The organism is Ruegeria sp. AL11, assembly GCF_056540865.1.
Genome location: NZ_JBQFXO010000038.1, coordinates 1 through 1,815 on the forward strand (window position 1 = coordinate 1; position 1,815 = coordinate 1,815).

Sequence of the window (1,815 nt, forward strand, 5' to 3'; positions counted from 1 at the left end):
AAAAGCGCCGCCCTGTGTTTGGGCGGCGCTTTGATTGTTTGTGTTTTGGTGGGTTTATTCTGCGGCCTGTGGTGCCTCGGCGTGTTTGTCACGCTGGCTGTCGCGGAACAGTGCCTTGGCGAGGGCGACCATCATCAGGCCCATCACCATGGTAAACGGCAGCGCGCCGATGATCATCGCGTTGCGCAGCGCGTCCATCGGGTTGTTCTCACCCGCTGCAAGGATCAGCGCGCCGATCACGGCCAACAGGATCAGACCCCAGATGATGCGGTGTTTGATGCCCGTCTCCTGGCTGCCGCCCGACATGATCGTGTTCATCACCAGAATGCCCGAATCCGCCGAGGTCACCAGGAAGGTCATGATCAGGATCACGCACATCACGTTCAGCATCGACAGCAAACCGCCGTCGATCATGTAGGACAGCGTCACGAACAGCTTGTTGGTGTTCGATGCCCCGATGATCGCGCCTCCGGCTTCACCGGCCAGTTCCAGATCGATCGCGGTGCCGCCCAGAACCGTCATCCATGCAAAGCAGACCAGCGCCGGTGCGAAGACACAGCCCAGGATGAACTCACGCACGGTGCGACCCTTCGAGATGCGCGCCAGGAACAGGCCAACAAAGGGCGAGAACGCAATCCACCAGGCCCAGTAGAACGTAGTCCAGCCTGCCTGCCAGCCAAACTGACGACCCTGCTCACCGGCGGCATAGGCCGCGGCCAGAGTGGCCTCATCCAGTTCCGCTGCTGCGCCTTCAAGACCGCTCTTGAAGCCGTCATAGCTGCCCCAGGCATTGGTCGCGCCACCCATCAGGGCATCCGCATGGGCCTGAGCCTCGGCCGGCAGAGCTGCCGCAAACGCCTCGGCCGAGAGCGGGCCGTAGGCGCCAAAGCTCAGCGACAGGAAGTGCAGGATGTAGTCCACCAGCGCGGTGCCATAGGTGGTCATCGCAAAGACAAACGAGCCGAAGACGACAAAGGTGCCCAGCAGGATGATCGACAGCACCAGGTTCAGGTTCGACAGGTACTTCACGCCCCGACCAACACCCGACACAGCTGAGATGATCGACAGGCCCATGATCACCAGCAGACCTGCAATCAGGCCAACCTTCGACGGGGTCGGAACCTCGCCACCCAGGTCCATGATCCACTCCATCCCGGTGATCGCATAAACACCGTCGATGAACTGGCTGACGCCATAGCCGATGGTCACCGATACACCCAGGATCGTTGCCACCACGCCCAGAACGTCGACCACATGGCCCAGGAAGCCGTTCATCAGCTTGCCAAACAGCGGCGTCAGCGCCGAGCGGATGGTCAGCGGCATGTTGCGCGTATAGGCGTAATAGGCCAGCGACAGGCCGGTCACCACGTAGATCGCCCAGGCATGGAAGCCGTAATGCAGATAGGTATAGCGATAGGCCGACTGAACCGCCTCGGGCTCATTGCCCGGCACGTCGCCCGCGACCACCACAGGGTTCGAGCCCCAAAGGCCCAGAGGCTCGGCGGTGGCGAACACCATCAGGCCCACACCCAGACCGGCACCGAACATCATCGAGAACCATGAGAAATTCGAGAACTCGGGCTTTTCGCCGGGCGTCCCCATCACCCGCTTGCCGGTGGCCGGCAGCAGCGCAACGATGGCCAGAAAGAAGAAAAACAGACCCACGATGATGACGTAGAAGCTGTTGAAGACCTCCAGAATCTGAGAGTTCCAGCTGCCCAGAGTGCTATTCGCATTCGCCGGAAAGATCAGCGCCCAAAGCACAAGGGCGACCATCACGCCCTTACTGATCAGCGCAATCGGAACGCTGTTATT

General features: G+C 60.9%; 1 protein-coding gene. It reads right to left on the bottom strand.

Going from position 1 to position 1,815, the window contains the following annotated elements; all coding sequences use genetic code 11:
• Positions 1-54: 54 nt before the first annotated feature.
• A partial coding sequence (locus ACR0IP_RS23095) for a BCCT family transporter (RefSeq protein WP_480528148.1) occupies positions 55-1,815 on the bottom strand: 1,761 nt, incomplete at its 5' end.